The organism is Agrobacterium sp. NPDC089420 (genome assembly GCF_044900305.1).
Taxonomy (GTDB): domain Bacteria; phylum Pseudomonadota; class Alphaproteobacteria; order Rhizobiales; family Rhizobiaceae; genus Agrobacterium.
Window position 1 is genome coordinate 1 of record NZ_JBJDMY010000009.1, and the last position, 18,524, is coordinate 18,524.

Sequence of the window (18,524 nt, forward strand, 5' to 3'; positions counted from 1 at the left end):
ATGCCGGACAAGCTGCCGCCGGACACGTCAAAGCTGCTGCTGTGCCCGATGCCGGGCGTCATCACCGGCATCGCGGTCGGCATAGGCGACGAGGTCGAGGCCGGGCAGGCGCTGGCGACCGTCGAGGCCATGAAGATGGAGACGGTCTTGAAAGCGGAAAGACGCGGAATCGTCAAATCCGTGGTGGCTCGGCTTGAGGCTAGCCTCGGTGTCGGTGAGACCATTCTTGAATTTGAATGATGCGTAAACGCCGTGGAACAGGCAGGCAAAAGATAAGGGGATCGTCATGACAGCATTTTCGCCAGCCCTTCTTGCGGGCTATCGCAGCTTCATGGGTGGACGTTACAGCGAAGAGCGCGAACGATACCGGACCCTGGCAGAAGCCGGCCAGAAGCCCCATACGCTTGTCATCGCATGTTGCGATTCCCGCGTGGCGCCCGAGACGATCTTCGATTGCGGGCCGGGGGAGCTTTTCGTGGTTCGAAACATAGCGAACATGGTGCCGCCCTGCGAACCGGATACGCATTTGCACGGAACCTCGGCTGCACTGGAATATGCAGTTCAGGTCCTGAATATCCGCAACATCATCGTTATGGGTCATGGCAATTGCGGAGGGGTCAAGGCGGCCCTCGACCCGCTTCTGCAACCCTTGTCGGCCGGCGACTTCATCGGGCGGTGGATATCGCTGGTCCGACCGGCTGCGGAGCAGATCCGCGGCAGCGGCTTCATGACGGCGGCGGAACGCCAGACCGCTCTTGAGCGCGTGTCGATCCGAAATTCGCTGGAGAACCTCAAGACCTTTCATTTTGTTCAGGAGGCCCTCGACCGGGGTGATCTCGACATGGGCGGCGCATGGTTCGATGTCGCGAGCGGGGAGTTGTGGATCATGAACGGCGATGGAGATTTCGTCCGTCCCAATATTGAGGAAATCGTCACGGCAGCATAGGCGCTGCCCTGTCATGGTACAGGGCGCGGCGGTATGCGGTTGCGGTGGGCTCTTACTCGCGGCCGATGGTGAGTGCGTGCTGCATGCGGTCCAGCCCTTCGGTGAGCAGGCGGCGCGGGCAGCCGAAATTGAGGCGGATATATTGCCCATAGGCATCGCCGAATTCCGAACCGGCGCTGAACCCGACCTTGCCGTGTTCGATGAAGAAGGTCTGCGGGTCGGGCTTGAGGGCGAGAGCCGTACAGTCGAGCCAGGCAAGGAAGGTCGATTCCGGTTTTATCATCCGGATGCCGGGAAAACGGCGGGCGATTTCCGCCGAAAGGAAATCACGGTTGGCTTCGATATAGGATAACATCTTGCTTTGCCATTTTCCGGCCCGGGAAAAGGCGGCAAGCATTGCTTCAAGCCCCAATATGTTGACGCTATCCACCATGCCGAGACGCGACGCGACGAATTTTTCACGGATTTCACCGTTGCGAATGATGGCAAATGCCGCCTTGAGGCCAGCGATGTTGTAGTTCTTGCTGGCCGCCATGAGCGTGACGGTCCGCTCGGCGGCATCCTCCGAAAGCGCTGCCACGGGCACATGGCGGCGACCATCAAACAGCAGATCGCAATGAATCTCGTCAGAAATGATCAAAGCATCGTATCTGCGGCACAGATCCGCCATCGCCTTGAGTTCATCCCGCGTGAAGACCTTGCCGGTGGGGTTTTGCGGATTGCAGAGAAGAAAGGCTCTCGACCGGGCGAGTTCCGTCTCGAAAATATCGAGGTCCACGGACCAGCCGTCACGGGTCGGTGTCAGCGGGGCGTCGCGGCGCACCAGATTCCAGTGTCCGGCAGCGTCGAGAATCGGCCGATAAACCGGCGTCTGCATCAGAAGGCCGTCGCCTGGCCGCAGCATCGCCTTGAGCGCCATGTTGAAGCCCGGCTCCACACCGGGCAGGAAAACAATGTGTTCCGGTGATATCGACCAGTCATATTTGGTTTGCATGTCGGCGACGATCCGCTCCCGTAGCTCGTCCCTGGCCACGCCGTAGCCGAGCAGCGGGTGGTCCAGACGGTCACGCAGGGCATCGATTATTTCGGGGGCGGCCGGAAAATCCATGTCTGCAACCCACATGGGCAGGACATCGGCGCAATATTTGCTCCATTTGGAGCTGCCGGTGCCGCGGCGTTCATGGACGGCATCGAAATCGGTCATTTCCCTCATAGTCCCTTGATCATGCTGGCATAAATGCGGATCGAACGGCCGGCAGGCCGCTCTTGCCATCGATAGAAAGCAGGGCGATGCAGCGAAGCTGTGCCCTTCAGGTCAACATGCCCAGTCTGCGCGCCTGGCGTTCGATCAGCTTATCGACTTCCTTCACGGCAACCGCGCTCAGCGGTGCAGCCGGACGGCGCTGGGCGGCACTGGCGATGGCGCCCCGTTTTGCCAGGACATATTTTCTGACCGCCAGCCCAAGACCCGGCTGCTGTTCGTAACGCATCAGCGGCAGGTAGGCGTCGAACACATCCTGCGCGGCCTCGTATTTGCCTTCATTGCAGAGGCGGACCACATCCACCATCATTTCCGGATAGGCGAAACCGGTCATGGCGCCATCGGCGCCGCGCTGCATTTCCTCGGTCAGGAAAACGCCGGCATTGCCGCACAGGATCGAGGTGCGGCGACGGCCTTTGGCCTCCGCTTCGCGCAGATCGGTGATCTTCTGCAGCCCCGGCCAATCCTCGTGCTTGAGCATGACGATGCTCGGATGGGCCTCGAAGATGACACCCAGCGTTTTCGCGCTGATCTGGACGCCGGTGGAGAGCGGGAAATCCTGCAGCACGACCGGCACCTCGGCGCCGACCGTCTCGACGACGTTGCGGTAATAGCTGATGATCTGCTCGTCGGTGCGCAGCGAGGATGGCGGTGCGACCATGACCCCGGCAGCGCCCATATCCATCACCGCCTTGGTCAGCTCCCCGATGGCGGCGAGGCCGGGTGCCGAGACGCCGACTACCACGGGTTTTCCTTCCGAGCGTTTCAGCGTCAGCCTCGTGACGTCGATCGATTCCGCCTGGGTAAGCTTGGGAGCTTCTCCCATCATGCCGAGGATCGTCAACCCGTCGGCGCCTTTTTCATAATAGAAATCGACCATGCGGCCGACGCTCTCGCCATCGAGCCCGCCATTGTCCGTGAACGGCGTGCAGGCAATGACGAAGACGCCTTTCGTGCTGGAATTTATGAGCGACATGACATGTTCCTATTCGAACCAGTGGAATTGACCACGGCGGACATATTGTCCCGAGCCGGGCGCGTTGACGACGTCGCGACCGTTCCACGCAAGTCGGCCGCCCAGATAGGTGCGGGCGACGGTGACGGTGAATTCGCGGCCGTCGAAAGGGCTCCAGTTCAGCTCATCATGGGCCTTGGACGAATCCCATATCTGGCGCTCGTGTGAAAGAATGGCAAGATCGGCATCGGCCCCGATCCGCAATGCGCCCTTTTCCGGCCAGAGGCCGAAAAATTTTGCCGGGCGTTCGCATAATTGCTCCACGGTGATCGCCGCCGCATCGAGGCCGCGGCCGGCCGCAGCCGTGTAAAATGCCGGCAGCAGCGTTTCCAGGCCGGGCACCCCGGCGCCCGCATCGAAGATCGACGGGGTGAGCTTGTTGTCGATCGGCCAGCTTGAATGGTCGGAGCTGACAAAGGCAACCCTGCCGGCTTCGATCTCCTCCCAGAGCGCGTCGATCTGGCCGGGGCGGATCGGCGGGTTCACCTTCATTCTGGCGCCCAGTTCGGCGCCATCCCGGTCGGGATCGAACCAGAGATAATGCACGCAAAGTTCACCCGTCGCGCGGAAGCCATCCGCGAGATAATGATCGACCAGCTGGAAGCCGCGCGCCGTTGTCAGATGGACGATATGTGCGTGCGCGTGGGCAGCGGCGCCGAGTTCGAGAAATTGCGCCGTTGCGGCGAGTTCAGCGGCCGGTGGCCGGCTTTCCGAATGGGCGGCGATACCGTCCCGGCCCGCGGCCCTGGCGGCGGCGATATGGGCGCGGACGATTTCCTGATCTTCGTTGTGGACACCGAGAGGGATTGCCGTTTCCGCCAGCGCGTCGAACGTGGCGAGTATCTGTTCGGATGCGATGCGCGGGAAACGGGTGGGGCTGCTTTCGAAGGTGGAAATCTTGAACGCCACGACGCCGTTTTCGATCAGCGGTTCGATATCGGCGGTAGATTGGCCCGGCATGATCGTGCCGTAAAGCGCGACATTGGCATGGGCATGTTCCCGGATTGCCGCGACCTTGTCGTCAAGGCGTGCGAGGGTGTTGAGCGGGGCCGGATTGTCATAGGGCATGTCCACGATGGTGGTGATGCCCCCGGCGACGGCCGAACGGGTCGTCGAGCGGATGCCGGCCAGTCCGCCATAGCTCGTTGCATGGGTTTGGCCGTCGATCACGCCGGGAATGATGAGGTCTTTGCCGGAATCGAAGCGTTCCGCCGCATCCGGGGCAATGCCGGTGCCTATCGCGACGATCTTTCCGTCCCGGATACCCAGCCAGGCGTTTTCCAGAGGGCCTTCCGGCAATATCAGCGTGCCGCTTACTGTCAGATCGAGTGTCATCCGGCGGTTTTCCTATATCCCAGGTCCAGCGTGGAGGCGGCCAGCGCGACGCCGGCCTGAACGGGGTCGATGACGGGCATGCCGAGACTGTCCTGCAGCGCTTCGCGATAGGAGCCAAGCCCCGCGCAGCCCAGAATCAGGACATCTGCGCCGTCGTCGTCACGCAGCTGCCGGCCGGTGCGCGACACGACGTCCACGACGTCGCTCGCCATCAGTTCCACCACCGTCTTGTTTATGGAACGGTCTCCCGCCAGACGGCGATCGAGTTCGAGTGTCCGGAGATAACGCAGGTGCCTGTCGATTGAGGATTGGCCGAGGGAAATGATGCCGAAGCGGCTGCCAAGGCCAAGCGCCGTGAGATAGGCGGATTCGGCGATGCCGACGACGGGGCTTGCGGTGCGCCTGCGGACTTCGGCGATGCCGGGGTCGGAAAAACAGGCCAGAACGAAGGCATCCGCAGAGGAGGCCGAAACAGCCTCGACGATATTGGGCACCACGACCGCCACATGCGCGTCCGTCTCGATACCGGGGGGCGATTTCGAAAGCTCAACACATTCGACCGCGTGACGCGTTGCGGCGCGCACCGAACCGAGGCATGCTTGCATCGATCTCGTGACGGAGACGGAGCTGTTGGGATTGATGACGAGAATCTTGGCCAAAAACGCACCCGTGGAAATTGCTGGCGCCAGGACGTGTTGCGCGAATTAGATATATTACGTAATATATCAGCCATTCGGTGGTGTCAAAGTCTGTTTGTCGCAATTGGCGGGATCAAATTCCGTGATAGAAGTCAAAGTCTTTTCCCGCCGCCACGATGCGATCGGCGGGCGGGCCGACATAGAATGCCCGCAAGGGCACGGAGAGGGATTTGGACGGAATGGAAAAACCGGTGCTTTCGCCGGAAAGGCGTGGGAAGTCGCTGACGGAGCAGGCCTATGTGATATTGCGCGAACGCGTGATCATGGGCGAGCTTGCACCGGGCGTTGACGTCTCCGAGCCCGAACTGGCCGAGCAGTTGCAGATGAGCAAGACGCCTGTGCGCGAAGCGCTGGCGCGGCTTTGCGTTGAAGGGCTGATGGAGGCCTTCCCCCGCCGCGGTTACCGTGTGACCCCGGTTACGCTGAAGGACATGAACGATCTTTTTGCCATTCGCGGCGCACTTGAGGGGACTGCGGCCGCGCTGGCCGCGCAGAACCTGACGGAAACGGAGCTGGAAACGCTCGAGCGGCTGGCGGACACGACCTATATCGTCGGTGAAAATGTCAGTACGAAAAGCTTCGTCGCCTCGAATGAAAGGTTTCATTCGGCGATAGCCAGCGGGTCGGGAAATCCACGCCTGCATTCGCTGGTCATGACGCATCTGGAGGAGTGTGCGAGGCTCTTTTACATGGGAACGCGCATCCGCGACATCAATCCGGAAACCACCAACGATCATCACCGCATCGTCGCTTTCCTTCGTCAGCGCGACGGCGAGAAGGCGCGGATCGCAATGATCGAGCACAATGAAAACACCCGCAGGGGGCTGCTTGCCGCCATGGTCGCCAATCCCCAGTCGGGTATCTCGCTGTAGCGGCCAGCTGCCGGGGCGTCAGGCCGTTTCCTTGACGAGATGTCCCGGCATGTGTTCGCGATAAACGGCCTTTGGCGGAATGTAGTCCGCTGGCCTGACGGCGCTGCCGATTTCCATGCCCGGGTGCGCTTTGCGCAGATGACGCCGGGTCGGATCGGCGATCGGCACGGCATCCAGAAGGCGACGGGTATAGGGATGCTGCGGGCTGCCGAAAATCTGCGCGCGCGATCCGATTTCGACGATTTCTCCCAGATACATCACCGCCACACGATGGCTGACGCGTTCCACCACCGCCATGTCATGGCTGATGAAGAGATAGGCGATCTTCAGGCGTTCCTGAAGTTCCAGCATCAGGTTGACGACCTGAGCCTTGATCGACACGTCGAGGGCGGAAACCGCCTCATCGGCGACGATAAGGCCCGGATTCAATGTCAATGCGCGGGCGATGCTGATGCGCTGGCGCTGGCCGCCGGAAAACTCGTGCGGGAAGCGGTGTGCCATGTCCGCCTTGAGGCCGACATTTTCCAGAAGCTCTACCGCTTTCGCGCGAGCTTCGTTCCCGCCGGCCAGACCGTGGGCGATCATGGGTTCGGCGATCGCGTCGCCGATGCGCATGCGCGGATTGAGGCTGGAGAACGGGTCCTGAAAGATCATCTGCATGCGCCGCCGCTGCCGGTTCATGTCCGCTGCCGACAGGGCGCGGATATCCTGCCCGTTGATGCGGATCGCGCCGCTTTCCGGTTCGACCAGCCGCAGGATCGAGCGCCCGGTGGTGGACTTGCCGCAACCGGACTCGCCGACGAGCGCAAGCGTTTCGCCTTCGTTGAGGTGGAAGGAAACATCTTCCACGGCATGAACCCGGGCGCTGACGCGGCCGAATAATCCGCTCCTGATATCGAAGCGCGTCACGAGGTTCTTCACCTCCAGAACGGGCGCCGGGCGGGCCGGCGAAACCTGTCGCTCCGGCAGCGCGGCGCCGGTCTCGACATCGACGAGGGGAAAGGTGGCGGGGTTCTCTCGGCCCGCCATCGACCCGAGTTTCGGTACGGCGGATAACAGCGCGCGGGTGTAACCGGTGCGGGGATGGGCGAAAAGATCGCCTGTTGGAGCCGTCTCCAGCGCGCGCGAGCGGAACATGACCACGGTTCGGTCGGCGACCTCCGCAACCACACCCATGTCGTGGGTGATGAACAGGACCCCCATCCTTTCCTCGTCCTGCAGGCTTTTGACGAGTTCCAGGATTTCCGCCTGAACGGTGACATCCAGTGCGGTGGTGGGTTCGTCGGCAATCAGCAGGGTCGGGCGGCAGGACAATGCCATGGCGATCATCACGCGCTGCAGCGTGCCGCCTGAAAGTTCGTGGGGATATTCATCGAAACGTTTGGCGGCGGATGGGATGCGGACCCGCTCGAAAAGGCGGATGGTCTGCATGCGTGCCTCGGCGGCGCTGACCGGGACATGGCGGCGAATGGCTTCGGTGATCTGCCGCCCGACGCTCAGGACGGGATTGAGGGACGTCATCGGCTCCTGAAAGATCATGGCGATGCGGTTGCCGCGAATGTCCTGCATGTCGCGTTCCGCAAGGCCGAGCAGATCCCGGCCTTCCAGTTCGATGACACCGCTGACCCTTGATGTCCTTTCCGGCAGAAGCCGCATGATGGACATGGCGGTCACGCTTTTGCCCGAGCCGGATTCACCGACAATGGCAACCGTTTCACCGGCACCCACCTCAAGGCTCACATTATTGACGACAGGATCCCAGGCGCCGTTCCGCCAGAAGGATGTGGTGAGGTTTTGCACGGAAAGAACGGTCAATGGATCGGCTCCTAGAGGCCCGCCGATAGGGAAACACACATCCTCATGCCGGCGGAATTTGTGAGATATTACGTAAGATATTTCAACTTGCCAAGGATGCTGCAATCAACGAGGATGATTTGAAGCAGGCAAATGACCGGGAGACCGAAGGCCGATGGACGACGACATTCGCAAAGCCGTTCTTCTTACGCCGTTCGAACTGAACGACATGATGAAGGCCGACGCCGATGTGACGGTGCTGGCGGTCCATTCCATCAATCCCTATACCGGCCGACCCTCCTTCACGGGGCGGCGCATAGAGGGCGCCATCGATACCGAAGCCTATGGCGATTTCCAGTCGCCGCCGTCTTTCGAAGGCGGCCAACGTCCGCTCCCCGATATAAACACGCTGCAGGAAAAGGCCCGCCGCTGGGGTTTGCGGCCGCAGACGACTGTCGTCGTTTATGACGGCGATCGAAGCATGACCGCGGCCCGTGCCTGGTGGGTGTTGAAATGGGCCGGCCTGAAAGATGTGCGCGTTCTGGATGGCGGCTTTCCCGCCTGGATATCCGCCGGTCTGCCGACAACGGAGGCCATCGCTGCGCCGTTGCCGAGCATGATCGCGCTTTCGCCGGGCCATATGCCGGAATTCGGAGCAGAAGATGCCTTGCCGCTTGCCAAGCGCGGCGTGTTGCTGGATGCGCGCATCCGGCCGAATTATATTGGCGGTCCCGTTGCCGCCGGTCAGCCGGCACGCGGCCATATACCCCATGCCATCAGTGCTCCGGCGCCGGATAACGTCACGGATTACGGCAATTTCACCGACAGCGCGACGCTGAAGGAAATGTATCGGGCGCTCGGTGTGGACGGCGCCCGCGAGGTCGGGGTCTATTGTGGCGCCGGCATGTCGGCGGCGCATACGGTGCTTGCGCTTGCCGCTATTGGAATTTCCGCCGCCATGTATCCCGGATCGTGGTCGGCCTGGGTAGCAGATCCTTCCCGACCCGTCGTCACCGGCGCTGACCCGGCCTGAACGGCCGATGCTAAGGAGCCGGGTTTTGTTGGGGCAATATTTTCCCGACAGGGCAAATACTAGGCAGGATTTGCTTATTCGGCATAAAAAATGTGCGTAAATACTCTTTGTCCAAATTCGCGCCACTCAGCTTTACAGTTGATATCGTCGCTGATATATTTCGTAGTATATCAGATGGAGCGCTGACGCCGCGACCGCTGAAGGTTCGGGCGTTTCAAAAAAGGCCGAAGGCCAGGGAAGGGTGGTATCATGAATATATGGAAGGGTTTTGCGGCGGCGCTTGTCGCTGTCCCGATCGTCGCGACAGGCTCTCTCGCCCACGCGCAGGATCAGTCGAAAACGCTTGTTGTCGCCGTTCCTTCCGATCCGGTCGGGCTTGAGCCCGGGGCCAACAAGGCCGAGCCTGTGGGCAGCGAAATCATCCTTAACGTGTTCGATACGCTGGTTGCGTGGACGGCGCCGGATTTCAACCAGCTCGAAGGTCGGCTGGCGACGAGCTGGACGGTCTCCGCCGACGGCACGGCGTTCGACCTGAAGCTGCGTGAAGGCGTGAAATTCCAGGACGGCACGCCCTTCGATGCGGCGGCGGTGAAATTTTCGCTGGAGCGCACCAAGGCTGCCAATCCTTACGTCAAGGCAACGTTCGATCTGATCAAGGAAATCGCCGTGGTTTCCCCGACCGAGGTGAAGATCACCCTTTCGGCGGCCTATCCGGCCTTTCTGTCCATTCTTGCGCAGCCGCAATCGGCCATCGTCAGCCCGACTGCGGTGCAGAAGCTGGGTGACAAGTTCGCCGCCAGCCCGGTCGGCACCGGTCCGTTCGTCTTCAAGGGCGCGCAGGCCGATACGAATGTGGTGCTGGAGGCCAATCCGGACTATTTCCGCGGTGCGCCGAAACTGTCGAAGATCGTCTATCGCGTCATTCCCGATGCCTCGACCCGCCGCCTCGAGCTCGAAAGCGGCGGTGTCGACGTCGTCCAGCAGCAGGGCCAGCTTTCGGCCATCGCCGCGGAAGATATCGAGGCGCTGAAGAACAACAAGGATGTGAAGATCCTTGAAACATCGAGCCAGATCATTCGCCAGCTCGAATTCAACAACAGCAAGACCGATGGGCCGTTTGCCGATATTCGCGTTCGCCAGGCCATCACGCATGCCATCGATTACGACGGCTTGCTGCAGGGTGTCTTCGGCGGCACGGCGGAACGGGTCTACGGCCCGCTGACCAGCAATAGCTGGGCGTTCAATCCGAAGATGAAGGAACTGGCTCCCAAATACGATCCGGAGCTTGCCAAGAAGCTGCTTGCGGAAGCGAAGGTCGATCCTTCCAGCCTCGATCTGAAGCTTTACAGCTTCCAGGGACCTCTGTGGGGTGCGGTCGCCACTTTCGTTCAGGCAAATCTTGCCGATATCGGCATCAACGCCACCATACAGCAGACGGAGTTCCCGGCACTGCGTGCCCTGCAGACCTCGGGCCAGTTCGACGTGGCGCTGGATGGCCGTCAGCCTTGGTACAACGATCCGGACGCCCATATCACCATCGGTTATCTTTCCTCGCTCGCCAACACGGCCATGACCTTCCGCATGCCGCAGGACAAGGCGCTGGACGACCTCATTCTCAAGGCGCAGCAGACCTCCGACGCGCAGGCGCGCAAGCAGCTTTATTTCCAGGTACAGGAAGCAATCGCCGCAAAAGTGCCCGGGGCCTATCTTTTCAGCCCGAAGCTCATCGTTTTCCTGCGCTCGAATGTCGAAGGTCTCGTGGTCAACAGCGCACCTCCGCTGAACGAGTATTGGTCCGTCTACAAGAAGTGATGCGCTTCCTGTAAAACCGGGACGGGCTGCCATTCAAGGCCGCCCGTCCCTGTGTCCGTTCGCCGCTTGGCGGCGAGCGATCTGGCAAATGAGTTGGAGAGCATGGCGAGTTTCATCATACGCCGGCTGATCGCGCTGATACCGGTCCTGTGCATCGTGCTGGTCATCGTATTTTCGCTGGTCAGGCTGATCCCGGGCGATCCGGCGGTGACGCTTCTGGGGCCGGGCGCGACGCAGGAGCAGATCGATACGCTGCGCGCCCAGCTCGACCTTGACCAGCCGATGGTGCTGCAATTCGTAAACTACGTTCTGGGCCTGTTTCATGGCGACATGGGCTTTTCCCTGAAATCCGGAGAACCCGTCGCCCGCGAAATCCTTGCCCGGCTTCCGGCGACGATCGAGCTTTCGGTGCTCGCTACCCTCGTCGCCATCGTCTTCGGCATCCCGATCGGCGTGCTGTCCGCCGTGCGGTCCAATTCGATCTTCGACCACGTTACCCGCATCGTTTCGCTGGTGGGCGTATCCATGCCTGCTTTCCTGCTGGCGCTTATCCTGCAATTGATCTTCGCGACCTATCTCGGCTGGCTGCCGGTGTCGGGCCGGATGAGTTCATTTGTGACGGCGGAGACCGTGACCGGTTTCGCCGTTCTCGACGGGATCATAACCGGCAATGCCGCCGCCGTCTGGAGCGCCATTCAGCATCTCATTCTTCCGACTGCGGTGCTGGCTGCCTTTCTGGCGGCGACGCTCGGCCGGTTCGTGCGCAACACCATGCTGGATGTGATGGGAGAGGACTTCATCCGCACGGCGAGGGCGAAAGGGCTGCGCCGCGCCGATGTCGTGCTCAATCACGGCCTGCGCAACTCGCTGCTGCCGGCGATTACGATCATCGGACTGAAATTTGCCGAAATGCTCGGCGGGGCCATCCTTACCGAGACCATCTTCGCCTGGCCCGGTGTCGGCCGTTATATGTTCGAGGCGATCAAGAACCGCGACTATCCGGTGATTCAGGGAACAACGCTGGTCTTCGCGCTGCTTTTCGTCCTGACCTCGATCGTGGTGGATCTGCTCTATGGCGTTCTCGATCCGCGCGTCCGCAAGAAAATGAAGTGATCCCATGCGTGAACTCCTCGTCTTCCTGCGACGCAACACCCTGGCCGTTGTCGGTCTCGTCATCCTTGTCGCCCTGGTGGGTCTCATCACCCTCGGCCCGGTATTTTCACCCTATATGCCGACAAGGCTCGACATCTTGCACAAGCTGGAGGGACCAAGCCTCGCGCATTGGCTCGGCACCGACGCTTTCGGCCGCGATGTGCTCACCCGTATCATGTATGGCGGCCGTGCGACGCTGACGATCGGCGTCGGCGTGGTGGCCATCGCTTTTGTCGTCGGCGTGTTCTTTGGAATGCTGGCTGGTTTTGCCGGCGGCTGGCTCGACAATATCATCATGCGCATCGTCGATGCGATCCTTGCCTTTCCGGCGCTGGTTCTGGCCATCGCGCTGGCTGCCGCCTTCGGACCGAGCCTGCAGAACGCCATGCTGGCCGTTGCGATCACGCTTGCGCCGCAATTTGCCCGGGTGGCGCGCAGCCAAGCTCTTACCATATCCGTCAAGCCCTATGTCGAGGCCGCCATTTCGCTGGGATTGCCCACCCATCGCATTTTGCTGCGCTATATTTTCGTGAACGGGCTCGGGCCGCTCCTCGTGCAGTCCACGCTGGCTTTGGGCAGCGCTATTCTCCAGACCGCCAGCCTCGGCTTTCTGGGGTTGGGCGCGCAGCCGCCTATGGCGGAATGGGGTGCGGATGTGTCTGCCAATCTCCAATATGTCCGCAGCGCCGCCTGGGTCGCCCTATCGCCCGGCATGGCCATCCTGCTCGCCGTGCTTTCCTTCAACCTTATTGGTGACAGTCTTGCGGATTGGCTCAATCCGCGTCGCCGCAGCGAACTGAGCTGAGGTTCACCGTGACGACACTGACCATCGCCCTTGAAAAAGTGGATTTCCTGCCGCCGACGCGGGTAACCGACGACACCAGCGTCCTGACATTGAAAAACCTGGTTTTCGAACCCCTTCTCAAATGGGTCGACGGCTTCGTTCATCCCGCCCTGTTCGATGGCTGGACCCATTCGCCGGACGGTCGCGAGTGGCGCTTCACCATCCGCAAGGGTGCGGTTTTCCATGATGGCAAGCCCTGCGTGGCGGAGGATGTCCTCGCCTTCATCGACGGGATTGTCGAGGCGGTGGATACATTCGGCATGAAGTGGTCCTATGCGCGTTACCTGAAGGATGCGCGGATCACCGCCGAGGCCGGCGATGTGGTGCGGGTCGAAAATCCTGAGCCGTTTGCCGATATTCTCGACATCTTCTCCGAATTCTACCTTTGCCGTCCCGATGCCGCCGGGCGTCCCGTCCTCGGTACGGGCCGATACCGGGTTGCGGCGTTCGAGCCGCTCAAGCATGCCGTTCTGGAACGAGTGAAGGACGAGGCGGGTCCCGCCGTGATCGCCGTGCTGGCGGAAAAACAGGCGGATGCCCGCCTCGCCCAGCTGGAGGCCGGGTTCATCGACGCCGCCCTCAATCTGGAACGGGTAGAAGGGCGGCTTGCCTTTGACGAGGCCTTTCAGTGGGGCAGGGCGGTGAACACCTTGTCGGTCATGTATTATCTGAATTGCAGTGACGGGATGTTCCGCTCGCCCGCGGCGCGGCTTGCGGTCAACCATGCGGTGGATACGGCGGCCATGGCGCAACGGATATTCCATGGTCTGGCGGTACCCTCTTCGAGCATCGTCAGCCCGTTTCACCTCGGCATGGCCAAGGCCGGCCTGACGCCGATTGCCTACGATCCGGAAAAGGCGAAGCGCCTGCTCGACGGGGTCGATACGGGTGGACGGATCAGGTTGCGAACGCCGACCTACATGCCTGAACGCGCGCCGGAAATGAGCCGCTTCGTGGCGGAGGCGCTGGAGGATGTGGGTCTTGCCGTCACCATCGAAACGGAGCCGGACCGGCCGGAATATGCCCGCCAGATCGGCCGCAAGGAGATGGGCGACATGGCGATCTTCGATTCCTCGCCGCACAGCACCTATCGTATTCTGAACGACAAGATTTCCAGCGAAACGAAAGCCGTCTGGTGGCAGGGTTATGACGATGCCGAGACGGAGAGGCTGATCAAGGCCGCCAATCGCGCCGTCAACGATGCCGAACGGGAAGCGGCCTATGCGCAATGCCTGACCCGCCTGCATCAGGCCCCGCCATGGCTTTATCTCGTGCACCCGGTCGATGTATTTGCGGCGCGCAAGGGGATCGGAGGCCTCTCGGTCGATCACAAGGGTACACTCACCATCCGCTGAGCCAAGGACAGGACAATGGAAAAAGACTATTCGATCACTTTTTTCTATTATGACGACATACACGCGGTCGCGCCCTTCTACGAGGACGTGCTCGGTTTCGAACTGGTGCTGGATCAGGGCCTTGCGCGTATCTATCGCATCGCCGGCAAATGCTATTTCGGCATCGTCGACGGCAATCGCGGCCATTTGAAACATCAGGAGAAAAGCGCCGTGCTCTTGACCATCGTGGCGCAGGACGTCGAAGGCTGGCACGGTCGGCTGCGGGAAGCCGGCGTAAAGGGTCTTTCCGGGCTGCTGCGCGGCACCTATTGCGACCATTTCTTTTTCGAGGATCCGGCCGGCTATGCGATCGAGATCCAGCGTTTCCACAATCCGGATGTGGCGAAGCTGTTTTGATGGCGGGCGGAGATCATACAGCATCGGCTGCATTGCGCAGCGAGCTTGTGTCGCGGGCACGTACATTCGCACGGACGGCGCTGTTTGCGCTGCCCGACGGCTTGGCCGTGGATTTGGGTACCGGTTATATTCCGCTGCTCGTCAATTTCAGCTTCGAGGACAAGGCCGCCAAGGGTCTGCGCAAGCTCAAGGATCAAGATGCGGCGGAACCGCCGGTCTATTTTTCGGCGCTGGAAATGGTGCGGGACAATGCGGCGCTGCTTCTGGCCGGTGAAACGGGAAGCGGCAAAACCAGCTTTGCCAAACATCTGGCCTGGCGGCTCGCCGATGGCGATTTCGCCGCAACGCCTTTGCCGCGCAACGATCTCGGCGCGGTGCATGAGGAGAGCTGGACGCCGGCGGACGTCCTGCCGCTCTATGTTCCGGTTGCCGCCGGCAAGACCTTTGCCGAATTGCTGGTTGCCGCCTGCCCGGCCGCGGATGTGCTTCTGTCCGGTGAGGTCCGTGCGGTTTCCGAGCCTGCCATTCTGCTGATCCTCGATGGCATCGAGGCGGCGGGCGCCGATGGTCGTGCCCTCATCGATCAGGCGCTGGCCTTTCAGGCGCGCCATCCGCGTTCGCGCCTGCTTGCGCTCGGCGAGATTTCCGTCGTCAAGGGGTGGCCGCTGCCATCGGCCGTCGTGCGGTATGATCTTCTGCCATTGCTGAAGGCTCAGCGCCGCGATGCCGCCCAACGGCTGGCGGGGCTCGATCTGGACAAGACCGGCATTGCTCTCGGCGAAGCGGCCGCGAACCCGTCCCAGTTCGCGCTCGCGATAAGCGCCGGCAATGCGGGCGATAGCGCCGAGGCGATTGTCGACGCCTGGCTTGGCCGGATTGCCGGCGATGAGCAGACCGGAAATTTTCTGTGCGGGCTGGCTTTCGACGCCCTGGCCGGCAAGCTCGATGATCCCACCCTCCTGCCGGTCACCCGCGTTCGCCAGCTGCTGGCGGCCCGGCATCTGGTGTCCCGGCCTGTCGCAGAGGCCGTCGGGCCGTTTCGCACGCAGCCGGCGCTCTGGACGCCCGTGTTGACGAGCCTTGCCGCACGGTTTTCGCAGCCCGAACGGGTGCATGCCCTGGCCGAAGCCCTCATTTCCGGCGAAGGCGAGGCGATGTTGCGCGGCGCGCTTCTGGCGGCCGATCTGGTTGCCGGGCCGGGCGATCTGCGCGACCACGTCACCGCCCACCTGCTGAAGATCGTCCGCGAAGGCGCGCTTTCCGCGCGGGAGCGGGAGGAGGCAGGCCGCAGGCTCTCGGTCTGGGGCGATCCGCGCGACCTGGAGGCGCTGGCAACGGTGCCGGGCGGCGCATTCACCTTCGGCTCGCATGCCCATCCCAATTCGGCGCCGCCGCATCCGCTGGCGGTGGGCGGTTTCAGGATCGGACTCTATCCCGTGACGAATGCCGCTTACGGCGCCTTTGTCAGGGAAACGGGGCGTGTCTGGCGCAGCCCAGATGGATTTGCCGAAGACAGGCGCAATGCGCCGGCGACCGATCTGACCTGGCGCGATGCGCGCGCCTATTGCGATTGGCTGAGCCAGCGCTGGCGGCGTGAGGGACGCATCGGAGCGGACGAAATCGTTCGCCTGCCGACGGAGCCGGAATGGGAACGTGCGGCGCGCGGCGATCAGCCGGATGCCGCTGATGGCGGCATCATATATCCCTGGGGGAGCATCTGGCAGGACGATGCCGCCAATTCGGAAGAGGCGGGGTTCAACAACACCACCGCTGTCGGGCTTTTCCCGAAGGGTCGCTCGCTTTACGGCTGTTACGACATGGCGGGTCAGGTCTGGGAATGGTGCATGACGCTGTGGGGCGAGGACATGGCGACGCCGCACTTCCAATATCCCTATCGGGACGACGGCCGCGAGGTCCCGGATGCCAAGCCCGCCATTCGCCGTGTGTTGCGGGGCGGCTGCTTTTCGAGCGGCTGGCAAAAAGCCTGTTGCACCTATCGCGGCAGCCTCGAGCCTGACGGCTTCTGGCGGGGCAACGGTTTTCGCATCGTCGTTGCAAAGGCATGATGCCGCGGGCCGGTCCTTTGCAGGCCGGAGCAAGGTCGCGCCGGCCTGCAATGCCGTTTCACGTCAGTTGCTGGCCAGCATGTCCGGAACGATGGAGACGATTTCCGGAAAAATGGCGATCAGCAAGACGAAGGCGCACATGATGAAAAAGAACGGCATGGTCGCGCGGGTGATGCGGGCCATGCTGTCGCCGGTCAGTCGCTGGATAACGGTGAGATTGAAGCCGACAGGCGGCGAGACCTGCGCCATTTCCACGACGATGACGATGAATATGCCGAACCAGACCTTGCTGTAACCGGCCGCTATGACCAGCGGCAGGGTGATCGGCAGCGTCATGACGATGCAGCCCAGCCCTTCCATCACCGTGCCGAGGATGATGTAGAAGATCAGCAGCACGACGATGAGCATGAACGGCGAGAGGCCCCAGCCCTCGATGATGCCGGCGATATAGCGCGGCATGCCGAGATAGCCGATGACGGTCGACAGAAACATCGCGCCGACCATGATGAGACCGATCATGGCGCATGAATCGGCTGCCTGTCTGGCGGCTTGCATGAGGTTCGAAAGGTTCAGCGTCTTCTGGAAAACGCCAATGACGATCGCGCCGCCGACGCCGACCGCCGCCGCTTCCGTGGGTGAGGCGATGCCGCCATACATCGAGCCGACCACACCGGCGATGAGCAGAAGCAACGGTCCCAGATCCTTCAGCGCCACCAGTTTTTCGATGAAGGTGGTGGGTGCAAGGGCGTCGCCGACGAGCGAGGGGTTCATCAGCGCCCGGATGCCGATATAGCCCATGTAGGATGCGGCCATCAGCAGGCCCGGCAGAATGCCGGCCATGAACAGCTTCAGGATCGATTCCTCCGCCATCACGCCATAGATGATCATGATCGTCGAAGGCGGGATGAGAAAGCCCAGCGTGCCCGCGCCCGCAAGGCTGCCGGTGATGAGGTCGCGATTATAGCCGCGCGCGATCAGTTCCTTTGCGGTGATGCGCCCGACCGTCGCTGTCGTGGCGGCGGAGGAACCGCAGACGGAAGCAAACAGCGTGCAGCCCAGCACGGTGATATGGGCAAGGCGGCCGGGAACGTGCCGCAGCCATGGTGCGAGGCCCGAGAACAGCGCCTCTGAAATTTTCGTGCGGAACAGGATTTCCGCCATGAAAATGAACAGCGGCAGGGCCAGCATTTCGGGCGAAACCAGCGTGTTCCAGGTTTGCTGGGCCAGAAGTTTGAAAAGCGGCAGGGCGGGGCGGTAAAGCGCCGCGAGCGTCGCGCCGGTGCCGACGAGGCCAAGGCCGATCCATACCCCGGTGCCCAGAATGAGCGTCATCAGGCCAAGCAGGCTGAAGGTGATCTTTCCCATGATTTATTCCAGTCCCGGGCCGGTTGAAAGTGTTTCGCCGCGAAGAAGCCGCAGGAACTGCGCCACCATCTGCAAATTGAGGATGATCGCACCCAGCGCGAGTGCGCTCTGCGGATAGACGAGGGGAATGCGGATGACCGACGAGGAGGTGGAGCCGCGCAGCCAGGACAGGATTGTCATGTCTGTCAGCGCCACCGAAAGAGCGGTGCAGATCACGAGACCGATAAGGCATGCCGCCATGTCCAGCCGCCTTGCGCCGGTTGAAGACAGCGTTTCGCCTATGGCCGTGACGCGAACATGGGAACCGGATTTCAGCGCGCTGGCGCCGGCAAGCATGAAGCTGGCGGCCATGAGATAGGCCGCGACATCCCAGGCGAAGGGCAGGGAGTAGCCGAAAAGGTTTCGGAGCAGAATTTCGCAGGCGATGAGGGTGAAGATACCGAGGAGAGACAGGGCCGCAAGTATGTTCGCACCCTCCGTCAGCCGGTCGATCGGGGTGATGACGGCCGCGAATGCGGGATTGGCTGGATTTTTCATGATGGTTCTCCGGAATGCGCAAAAGGAGGCGGACAGCCGGCGG

At 61.8% G+C, this 18,524-nt stretch carries 17 protein-coding genes; 10 read left to right on the forward strand and 7 right to left on the reverse strand.

Going from position 1 to position 18,524, the window contains the following annotated elements; all coding sequences use genetic code 11:
- Window positions 1-240: acetyl-CoA carboxylase biotin carboxyl carrier protein subunit (locus ACI2KA_RS15155; protein ID WP_404503293.1), on the forward strand; the 240-nt coding region annotated here is incomplete at its 5' end.
- A gap of 46 nt (window positions 241-286) precedes the next feature.
- On the forward strand, window positions 287-946 hold the full coding sequence (locus ACI2KA_RS15160; RefSeq protein WP_404503294.1) for a carbonic anhydrase: 660 nt from the start codon (window positions 287-289) through the stop codon (window positions 944-946).
- 52 nt (window positions 947-998) lie between these two features.
- Here the strand turns inward: ACI2KA_RS15160 and ACI2KA_RS15165 are convergent, their stop codons facing one another.
- The 4 genes from ACI2KA_RS15165 to ACI2KA_RS15180 all read right to left on the reverse strand — a co-directional run bounded on the left by ACI2KA_RS15165 (window position 999) and on the right by ACI2KA_RS15180 (window position 5,216).
- Window positions 999-2,150: a MalY/PatB family protein gene (locus tag ACI2KA_RS15165; RefSeq protein WP_404503295.1), complete on the reverse strand. Its 1,152-nt coding sequence runs from the start codon at window positions 2,148-2,150 to the stop codon at window positions 999-1,001.
- Window positions 2,151-2,256: 106 nt separating this feature from the next.
- A complete protein-coding gene (locus ACI2KA_RS15170) occupies window positions 2,257-3,183 on the reverse strand; it encodes a dihydrodipicolinate synthase family protein (RefSeq protein ID WP_404503296.1) in 927 nt (308 codons plus the stop codon).
- A gap of 9 nt (window positions 3,184-3,192) precedes the next feature.
- Window positions 3,193-4,557: a dihydroorotase family protein gene (locus ACI2KA_RS15175; protein WP_404503297.1), complete on the reverse strand. Its 1,365-nt coding sequence runs from the start codon at window positions 4,555-4,557 to the stop codon at window positions 3,193-3,195.
- Window positions 4,554-5,216, reverse strand: coding sequence for an aspartate/glutamate racemase family protein (locus ACI2KA_RS15180; RefSeq protein ID WP_404503298.1), 663 nt, complete (start codon window positions 5,214-5,216; stop codon window positions 4,554-4,556). Before ACI2KA_RS15180 ends, ACI2KA_RS15175 begins: the two co-directional genes overlap by 4 nt.
- A gap of 218 nt (window positions 5,217-5,434) precedes the next feature.
- Here ACI2KA_RS15180 and ACI2KA_RS15185 point away from each other — a divergent pair, with 218 nt between their 5' ends.
- On the forward strand, window positions 5,435-6,127 hold the full coding sequence (locus tag ACI2KA_RS15185) for a GntR family transcriptional regulator (RefSeq protein ID WP_404503299.1): 693 nt from the start codon (window positions 5,435-5,437) through the stop codon (window positions 6,125-6,127).
- Window positions 6,128-6,145: 18 nt separating this feature from the next.
- Here the strand turns inward: ACI2KA_RS15185 and ACI2KA_RS15190 are convergent, their stop codons facing one another.
- The gene (locus ACI2KA_RS15190; RefSeq protein ID WP_404503300.1) at window positions 6,146-7,942 is read right to left on the reverse strand and encodes a dipeptide ABC transporter ATP-binding protein; all 1,797 of its coding nucleotides are present in this window, start codon (window positions 7,940-7,942) and stop codon (window positions 6,146-6,148) included.
- 154 nt (window positions 7,943-8,096) lie between these two features.
- Here ACI2KA_RS15190 and ACI2KA_RS15195 point away from each other — a divergent pair, with 154 nt between their 5' ends.
- The 7 genes from ACI2KA_RS15195 (at window position 8,097) to ACI2KA_RS15225 (ending at window position 16,579) form a co-directional block, all read left to right on the forward strand.
- Window positions 8,097-8,954 (forward strand): sulfurtransferase, encoded by an 858-nt coding sequence (locus ACI2KA_RS15195; RefSeq protein ID WP_404503301.1) that lies wholly within the window; start codon window positions 8,097-8,099, stop codon window positions 8,952-8,954.
- Between the two features lie 249 nt (window positions 8,955-9,203).
- On the forward strand, window positions 9,204-10,766 hold the full coding sequence (locus ACI2KA_RS15200; protein ID WP_404503302.1) for an ABC transporter substrate-binding protein: 1,563 nt from the start codon (window positions 9,204-9,206) through the stop codon (window positions 10,764-10,766).
- A 102-nt stretch (window positions 10,767-10,868) separates the two neighbouring features.
- Window positions 10,869-11,879, forward strand: coding sequence for an ABC transporter permease (locus tag ACI2KA_RS15205; RefSeq protein ID WP_404503303.1), 1,011 nt, complete (start codon window positions 10,869-10,871; stop codon window positions 11,877-11,879).
- 4 nt (window positions 11,880-11,883) lie between these two features.
- Window positions 11,884-12,723: an ABC transporter permease gene (locus ACI2KA_RS15210; protein ID WP_404503304.1), complete on the forward strand. Its 840-nt coding sequence runs from the start codon at window positions 11,884-11,886 to the stop codon at window positions 12,721-12,723.
- 8 nt (window positions 12,724-12,731) lie between these two features.
- Window positions 12,732-14,117 (forward strand): ABC transporter substrate-binding protein, encoded by a 1,386-nt coding sequence (locus ACI2KA_RS15215; protein ID WP_404503305.1) that lies wholly within the window; start codon window positions 12,732-12,734, stop codon window positions 14,115-14,117.
- A gap of 15 nt (window positions 14,118-14,132) precedes the next feature.
- Window positions 14,133-14,513, forward strand: a complete 381-nt coding sequence (locus tag ACI2KA_RS15220) for a VOC family protein (protein WP_404503306.1) — start codon at window positions 14,133-14,135, stop codon at window positions 14,511-14,513.
- A 107-nt stretch (window positions 14,514-14,620) separates the two neighbouring features.
- On the forward strand, window positions 14,621-16,579 hold the full coding sequence (locus ACI2KA_RS15225; RefSeq protein ID WP_404503307.1) for an SUMF1/EgtB/PvdO family nonheme iron enzyme: 1,959 nt from the start codon (window positions 14,621-14,623) through the stop codon (window positions 16,577-16,579).
- Between the two features lie 63 nt (window positions 16,580-16,642).
- Here the strand turns inward: ACI2KA_RS15225 and ACI2KA_RS15230 are convergent, their stop codons facing one another.
- Together ACI2KA_RS15230 and ACI2KA_RS15235 are read right to left on the reverse strand one after the other, a co-directional pair.
- Entirely contained in the window at window positions 16,643-17,944 is a 1,302-nt protein-coding gene (locus ACI2KA_RS15230; protein ID WP_404503308.1) for a TRAP transporter large permease, read from the reverse strand.
- 3 nt (window positions 17,945-17,947) lie between these two features.
- Window positions 17,948-18,481: a TRAP transporter small permease subunit gene (locus ACI2KA_RS15235; RefSeq protein WP_404503309.1), complete on the reverse strand. Its 534-nt coding sequence runs from the start codon at window positions 18,479-18,481 to the stop codon at window positions 17,948-17,950.
- Window positions 18,482-18,524: the final 43 nt, after the last annotated feature.